This is a genomic window from Candidatus Nealsonbacteria bacterium (assembly GCA_019923625.1).
Lineage (GTDB): Bacteria > Patescibacteriota > Minisyncoccia > Minisyncoccales > RBG-13-42-11 > JAHXGN01.
Genome location: JAHXGN010000016.1, coordinates 4,811 through 11,931 on the forward strand (window position 1 = coordinate 4,811; position 7,121 = coordinate 11,931).

At 34.8% G+C, this 7,121-nt stretch carries 11 protein-coding genes; 3 read left to right on the forward strand and 8 right to left on the reverse strand.

The features are described from left to right. From KY055_02360 to KY055_02370, 3 genes are all read left to right on the forward strand, one after another. The coding region (locus tag KY055_02360) for an SAM-dependent methyltransferase (GenBank protein ID MBZ1345447.1) at positions 1 to 275 on the forward strand (275 nt) is incomplete at its 5' end. Positions 276 to 326: 51 nt separating this feature from the next. Next, positions 327 to 1,331, forward strand: a complete 1,005-nt coding sequence (gene obgE / locus KY055_02365) for a GTPase ObgE (GenBank protein ID MBZ1345448.1) — start codon at positions 327 to 329, stop codon at positions 1,329 to 1,331. Between the two features lie 78 nt (positions 1,332 to 1,409). Next, the gene (locus KY055_02370; protein ID MBZ1345449.1) at positions 1,410 to 1,799 is read left to right on the forward strand and encodes a metallopeptidase family protein; all 390 of its coding nucleotides are present in this window, start codon (positions 1,410 to 1,412) and stop codon (positions 1,797 to 1,799) included. A gap of 85 nt (positions 1,800 to 1,884) precedes the next feature. Here the strand turns inward: KY055_02370 and efp are convergent, their stop codons facing one another. From efp to KY055_02410, 8 genes are all read right to left on the reverse strand, one after another. After that, the gene (gene efp, locus KY055_02375) at positions 1,885 to 2,448 is read right to left on the reverse strand and encodes an elongation factor P (protein MBZ1345450.1); all 564 of its coding nucleotides are present in this window, start codon (positions 2,446 to 2,448) and stop codon (positions 1,885 to 1,887) included. Between the two features lie 87 nt (positions 2,449 to 2,535). Then, positions 2,536 to 3,483 (reverse strand): methionyl-tRNA formyltransferase, encoded by a 948-nt coding sequence (gene fmt, locus KY055_02380; GenBank protein MBZ1345451.1) that lies wholly within the window; start codon positions 3,481 to 3,483, stop codon positions 2,536 to 2,538. A 1-nt stretch (position 3,484) separates the two neighbouring features. After that, on the reverse strand, positions 3,485 to 4,153 hold the full coding sequence (locus tag KY055_02385; GenBank protein ID MBZ1345452.1) for a hypothetical protein: 669 nt from the start codon (positions 4,151 to 4,153) through the stop codon (positions 3,485 to 3,487). A 14-nt stretch (positions 4,154 to 4,167) separates the two neighbouring features. After that, positions 4,168 to 4,734: an AmmeMemoRadiSam system protein A gene (gene amrA / locus KY055_02390; GenBank protein MBZ1345453.1), complete on the reverse strand. Its 567-nt coding sequence runs from the start codon at positions 4,732 to 4,734 to the stop codon at positions 4,168 to 4,170. Then, entirely contained in the window at positions 4,734 to 5,231 is a 498-nt protein-coding gene (locus tag KY055_02395; GenBank protein ID MBZ1345454.1) for a YfcE family phosphodiesterase, read from the reverse strand. Before KY055_02395 ends, amrA begins: the two co-directional genes overlap by 1 nt. A gap of 173 nt (positions 5,232 to 5,404) precedes the next feature. Next, positions 5,405 to 6,082: an HD domain-containing protein gene (locus tag KY055_02400; GenBank protein MBZ1345455.1), complete on the reverse strand. Its 678-nt coding sequence runs from the start codon at positions 6,080 to 6,082 to the stop codon at positions 5,405 to 5,407. After that, positions 6,066 to 6,518 (reverse strand): NUDIX domain-containing protein, encoded by a 453-nt coding sequence (locus tag KY055_02405; protein ID MBZ1345456.1) that lies wholly within the window; start codon positions 6,516 to 6,518, stop codon positions 6,066 to 6,068. Before KY055_02405 ends, KY055_02400 begins: the two co-directional genes overlap by 17 nt. 48 nt (positions 6,519 to 6,566) lie before the next feature. Further along, a complete protein-coding gene (locus KY055_02410; protein MBZ1345457.1) occupies positions 6,567 to 7,001 on the reverse strand; it encodes a hypothetical protein in 435 nt (144 codons plus the stop codon). Between the last annotated feature and the right edge of the window lie 120 nt (positions 7,002 to 7,121).

Here is a 7,121-nt window from a genome sequence, read left to right on the forward strand (position 1 = left end):
AGGCGATTGTTTCCGACTTGTCGCCAAAAACCTCGGGCGTAAAATTTTTAGATTCCGGAAAGTCTTTAGAGTTGGCAGAAAAATCTTTTGAAATCGCAAAATCAGTTTTGCTGCCGGGCGGAAATTTTATCTGTAAGGTTTTTGAAAGCGAATCAAGTGATGAATTTTTCAAAAAAGTGAAAAATTGTTTTGATTTTGCAAAAAGATTCAAGCCAAAAGCAGTAATCAAGAAAAGCAAAGAATTTTATATTATTGGCAGGGGATTTAGAATTTAATATGAAAAATGTTTTTCTAAAACCCTCTTAAAATTTTTTTCCAGACCGAGGATGCCGGTCAAGTTGTACAAAACCTTTATGCTTATTGATGATGTAAAAATAAAAGTAACAGCCGGAAGCGGCGGAAAAGGAACAGTGGCGTTTAATAAAAACATGATGGCTTTGGGTCCGGTTGGCGGTGGCGGCGGTAAGGGCGGCAGTATTTATATTGAAGGAGTTTCTGATTTAAGCGCGCTAAATCAATTCCGTTTTAAAAAAGAAATTAAAGCTAAAGACGGACAGGACGGCCGTTCGCAATTTCGCGACGGCAATAACGCTGACGATTTGATTTTATTTGTTCCCGTCGGAACAGTAGCGCATAATTTAAACACGGGTGAAGATGTTGAGATAACTAAAATCGGCCAGCGGGCAGTAATTGTCCGCGGCGGACGCGGAGGAAGGGGAAATTTTCATTTTCGTTCAGCAACCAATACAACGCCGAAAGAATTTGAATACGGGAGGCCGGGAGAATCGCTGGAAATCCATTTTGAATTAAAGCTGATTGCCGACGTAGGGTTTGTAGGAACGCCCAATGTCGGAAAATCAAGTTTGCTTAACGAGTTGACTAATGCCAAAAGCAAAGTGGCAAATTATCCGTTCACGACTTTAGAGCCGAATTTGGGCGTGTATTACGATTTAATACTCGCTGATATTCCCGGGCTTATTGAGGGCGCGTCTATGGGTAAAGGTCTCGGCATTAAATTTTTACGGCATATAGAGCGAACAAAGACCTTGTTTCATTTTGTTGCCGCAGATTCTGCTAATCCGGTGGCGGATTATAAAACGGTGCGCAGCGAATTAGGGGCATATAATAAATTGCTTCTGGAAAAACCAGAATATGTATTGGTAAGCAAAAAAGACGTGGTTTCACCCGATATTGCCCGTGAGGTTGTAGAAAATCTTGAAGAATTAAATAAAAATACAACTCCGATTTCTATATTTGATTGGGACAGCATCAAGCTTGTCAAAAAAATACTTAATGATTTAATTTTGGAAAAAACAGAACAAAAATCATAATTTTTAATCGCCAAGCCCGCCAAAGTTTCTTTGAAATTTAGGTGGGCAAGAGGGCGGGTTTTTGGTATTATGATTTATATGACAATTGAAAAGATTGAATTTGAAGAATTGGTCAATGAGGGAATTAAAGCAATTCCGAAAAGGTTTTTGGAAAAATTAAATAATATTGAGATTGTTATTGAAGATGAACCGACACCGGAACAAATAAGAAAATTAAAATTGAGCAAAAACTCAACAATTTTTGGCTTATACGAAGGAATACCTCAAACTAAAAGGTGGCACTACGGTCAAGTTTTACCGGATAAAATTACTATTTTTAAAAATCCAATTGAAGAAATAGCTCGATCTGAAGAGGAAATAAAAGAAATTGTCAAAAATACCGTCTGGCACGAAATTGCTCACCATTTTGGTTTTGATGAAAAAAGAATCAGGGAACTGGAAGTCCAAAAAAAGAAAAAAGGTCAATGAAGTTTGCCCCCTTCGGGGTTTGCCTTCATCTCCGCCCCTTCGCTGTGACACTCGGGTAGTCGATGAAGTTTGCCCCCTTGGTTGTTTACTTTTCTACCCTTCTAACATATTCGCCTTTTTCGGCATTGACTTCAATAATATCTCCCTCTTTGATGAAAAGAGGGACATTTATTTTTGCTCCGGTTTCTAAAATTGCGGTTTTCGTACCGGCTTGAGCTCTATCTCCTTTAATTCCAGGAGGTGACTCTATTACTTTGAGATTAATTTTTATCGGCAAAACAATATTAATGATTTTGTTTTGAAATTCCAAAACCTCAACTGTTTCATTCGGCTTGAGGAATTGGACGTTAGAACCGAGTTGTTGTTGATTTAAATTAAATCGACAGGGGTCCTCTTTTTTAGAAAAATAAAAATTTTCTCGGTGAGAATATAAAAACCTGGCTTTTGTTTTCAAAATCTCGGCTTCCTTAAATTCTTCACCCGGATGAAAAGTTTTATTAATTGTCTTTCCAGTGATTAAATTTTTTATTTTTGTCTGAACCACCGAACTCCCCCTTCCTTTAAACATAAAAGAACTCTCTAAAACCTCATAGGGTTCTTGATTCAAAATAAATTTTACCCCTTTCTTTAGGTCAGTATGAGTTAACATAATAGAATTTAGGTGAAGAAAATCTATTTTCTTCGACTAGTCGATGAAGATAAATCTTCATCTCCGCCCCTTCGCTGTGACGCTCGACTAGCCGAGGATTACTCCAATAAAATCAGGATGGCCTATTAAAAATTCTTTCGGAGTCATTTTTCTTTTTCCTTCCATTTGTAATTCTTCAATTATCAAATAATCCTTTCCGGTTTGAACGGCAATTTTATTGTCGGCTGTTAAAAATGTTTTTCCCGGCTGATTTTCGGATTGATTCTTCTTTCGGGCTAAAACATCGGCTTTAAAAATTTTTAACCGAAAAATTTTTCCGGCTTTTTGCCAAAAGGCATAACTTCCCGGCCAAAGATTAAAAGCCCTAATTTGTCTTTCAATTTCTTCGGCTGATTTTCGCCAATCAATTTTTCCATCCTCTTTTTTTAAAATTTTTGTATAAGTCGTCTTTATCTCATCTTGCGGTTTTGGTTTAATTTCACCTTTAATCCATTTCGGAATCGTTTCAATAAGGAGCTTAGCTCCTTTTTCTGCCAATTCTTTTAATAAATTCTCGTAGGTAATTTTGTTGTTTGGTATTTGGTATTTGATATTTGATATTATCTTGCCGTGGTCCATTTTTTCATCCATTAAAATTATCGTCACCCCGGATTTTTTTTCGTCGTTTAAAATTGTAAATTGAATTGGCGAAGGACCGCGATATTTCGGAAGCAGGGAAGGATGAACGTTCAAAAAACCAAACTTGGGAATGTCTAATATATTTTTTGGTATGATTTCGCCATAAGCTGCGACAATTCCCAAATCTGGTTTTAAATTTTTAATTTTTAATTTTAAATTTTTAATTGTTTCTGATTGTTCAACTTGAATGTTATGCTTTTTAGCCACAACTTTAACGACTGAAGGGGTAAGGATTTGTTTCCTGCCCACCGGCTTATCTGTCGTTGTTACAACTAAAATCGGCTTATAGCCGCCCTTAATAAGACCTTCCAAAATAATGGCCCCGAACTCGGGTGTTCCGATAAAAACGATTTTCATATTATTTAACTATTTGCCACTCAATTTCTGATTCTCTGCCGGCAAATTCTAACCAATCGCCTTCGGGCGAAATTACATACCATTTTTTCTTTGTTTCCGACCAGACCATCGGATTTCCCTGAAAATAGGGTTTTTTAATAATTTCTTTTGGCTTAAGACGGTCTAATTCCAGCCATTTTTTAAAAACCGTTTCAATGGCATAATCCAAATTCCTTGAATTTGCCCATTCAGCCACTTTATCAATGGCCATTTTTGCTTTTTCAACAGAGCCGGCTAATTCTAATAATTGTTTGGCCGGTTTGGTAAACCTTGAATATATTATTTCTCTTTTTTTGGCGCTTTTTTTAAGTTCTTCCAGAGAAACGTTCTTGGTTTTGAAATAATGGGTGACTAAGGAGCGAATAATCGTTTTTTCTTTTAATTCTTGGTAATATTTGATTTTTCCCTTTTTTAAATATTCTTCAATTTTTTTGGCAATGCTTTTGCCCACCCCGGGAATTTTTTCCAATCCTTTAAGACCCCCTCTCTTGTAAATTAATAAAATGTCCTCTTTCAAATTTTCCAATGAATGAGCCGCCCTTTGATAGGCCCTTGGTTTGAAAGCCACGCTGCTTATCTCCAGCATCTCGCTTATCTCATATAGTATTTTAGTGATTTTTTGATTTATCATACGAATGAAGTTCGCTACTGCTTAAATTTTTCAACAGCAAATTTATAAATAATGATTTTTTCTGTTCGCGAGTCAATTCCTGCCTTTTGACAGGCAATGGAGATTTGTTTTTCAACAGTATCAATTCTTTCTAAATCTGGTAGTAAAAGCCCGGTCTTTGCCACAAGATGACCATTAAAAACGGCATCTCTGTCATGAGGAAAAGTTATCGGTGCCGTCTTTACAATTATACCAAATTTTTTGGGATTTAACTCATTAATATCTTTTATTAATTCCGGCTGACTTAAAATATAAACCGTATAGGAAAGTTCGGGAAGTTCCTCTTTTTGAATCGGCCCAAAGCGATAATCTTCAGTGGCTGCGGCAATGGCATTGTAAATTATCTCTTCAGCAATATTCTTTTTCGTCGGTAAATAAGTCCCAATGCAACCCCTAATCTTCCCACCTTTCTCAATCGTCACAAAAGTTCCCGATTTCTTCTCGAAAAACTCTTTCAATAAATCTTTTGGTGGTTCAATAATTTTCCCATCTTTAATATAATTTTCCACCGCTTCTTTCGCGAGTAAAATTAAAGGGTGCATTAATTTAAAATTTTTAATTCTAATTTGTTAATTTTGGTATCATAAATAGCAAAAGTTGCCCGATAAAACAAGCCGGCTAAATTCCCGGGATTAACCAACTCTGTTTTGCCGATTTTTTCCTCCCAGGGTTTATGAGTGTGGCCATAAAATACCAAATCGTATTTTTGGCTATTAGCTAAATCTCTGGCAATTTCCGGAAAATGACAAAAAGCAATTTTCTTGCCATCTATTTTTATTTCTCCGAATTCTTCCCAAATTTTGCTTTTGGGCAGTTCCTTAAAAGAATTCTCAGGAATTTCTGAAAAATCGGCATCAGCTCTGCTGAAAATAATATAAATTTTACCTTGAAAATTATTCAGCCCTTCTTTTAGGGTTTGCGGATGAAAAATATCGCCGCAATGAATAATAAGATTGATTTTCTCTTTTTTAATCAAATCAACCGCCTTTTTTAAATTGGCTACATTGTCGTGAGTATCCGAAATAATCGCAATTTTCATATTCTCAAAAACAACGTAATATCATTGCTAACGTAATATCATTGCTAGAACATTTATTTTACGTTAGTTTTATTTTACAATCTAATTTCTTTTTTCAGCCAGGGGTTTATAATTTCACCGTATAGCTTTTTGAATTTCTTTTAAATTTTGCCTTTTCTCTTTTGATTAACATATCAAAGCTTTCCATCAACCTCTTTATTTAAATGCTCAAAGAAATTTACCATAAATTTATGTCTTTCTCTGGCTATTCTCTTTCCCTCTTTGGTAAACATTCTATCTTTAATTTTTCTTAGTTTAACCAAATATTCCCGATAGGCAGAATCATCTTTTGTATATTCCTTGGTTTTACTTATATCAACATCTTTATCATGTAATTTTGCCCCAACTTCTCCAGCAAATAGAAATGCTCTCCCTATACCAATTGCTCCAATAGCGTCTAATTTATCAGCATCAAATAAAATTTTCGCTTCTTTAGATTCTGGCTTTTTGTTTCCTCTAAATCGATTAGTTTCAACACAGTGAATTATTTTTTCAACTTTCTTTCTTTCAAAATTGTATTTTTCTAAAATCTTCTTAGCCAATTTTGCCCCTGTCTCGCCGTGATCAATTCTTCCATTAACTTCATCTTGATGCTTTCTTCCAATATCATGCAAAATTGCCGATAATTTAAGAATTTCTAAATCAGCTTTTTCTTTTTTACCAATTTTTAGTGCTAAATTATAAACTCTTTCGACATGATCCCAATCGTGACTACCTTTAGCACCCTTAAAATATTTCTGCGCCTCTTTTTCGATTTTTTCAATCCTCTTTAGCGACCCCGACACCAAAATTAATTTATATTTCTTTTTCATATCCTTCGCGCTCGCTGTAAATTATATTGTTCAAAATAGAATTAATTGCCTGCCTAATGTAGGGGACTATATTCTTTGGTAGATTATCAAGGTCAAACCACCTCAAATCATCGCACTTTTCTGGCTCCATAATTTTGGGCCCCCCCTGCCATTTCTTAGTAGTAAAAAAGAAATCTAACCGCTCATCATCTGGTATCTTTCTATTCATTACATGAATTAACTCTAAATATTGTGGATCCAGATTGATACCTATTTCTTCCTTTATTTCTCTAACCAAACCCTGTTTTAAGTTTTCATTCCCATCAATGTGCCCCGCGGGAAAACTATAATTACCATCGAAATATCCCGTATTGTATCTCCGCGAGAGAAGGACTTTATTATCTTTTATTAAAACTAGATAGACCGATGCTATTAGTTTAAATCTTTCTTTTTTCATTTTCATAAGTTTTACAATCTAATTTCTTTTTCCAGCCAAGGAATTTTTTCATTGGAAATATTTTCTTAAAAACTCTCCTGGATTAAATATTTCAAAAGGAAGCTTTGTTTTTTTCAATTTTTCATTATCTAAAAAATGTTTTCTATCAAGAGTCAAAAGAACTTGAGATTTGCTCAAAATTACTCCTAACAAAATCGGAATATCTTTGGTTGGCACGATTTTGCTCAGTTTTGTAATTTCCTTAGGAGTAATAAATTTTATCGATTGAATTTTTGGTTTTATTTCTAATAAATTTTGGTAATGACGGTTGAGATAGGGGAGACCTAATTTTTTACGAACATTTTCTTCTGCTTCAAACAAGGCCTGATTTACAGTGATAATTTCTAATTTTCCTTTCTTGGCTAATTCCAAAACAAAGCCAAATCCGCCTTTTGGGAATCTAGCTCCGGCAAAAAAGATATTAGCGTCGAGAAATACTTGCACCGAATTAGAGAGATTTTAATAACCTTTCGAGGCGACTCTTTGTTGTTTTATCTATCTTATTTTCTTTTAAAAATTCTCTAATTCTTTTTTTTGAATAAATCTCAGCACCAAAAACCCTTT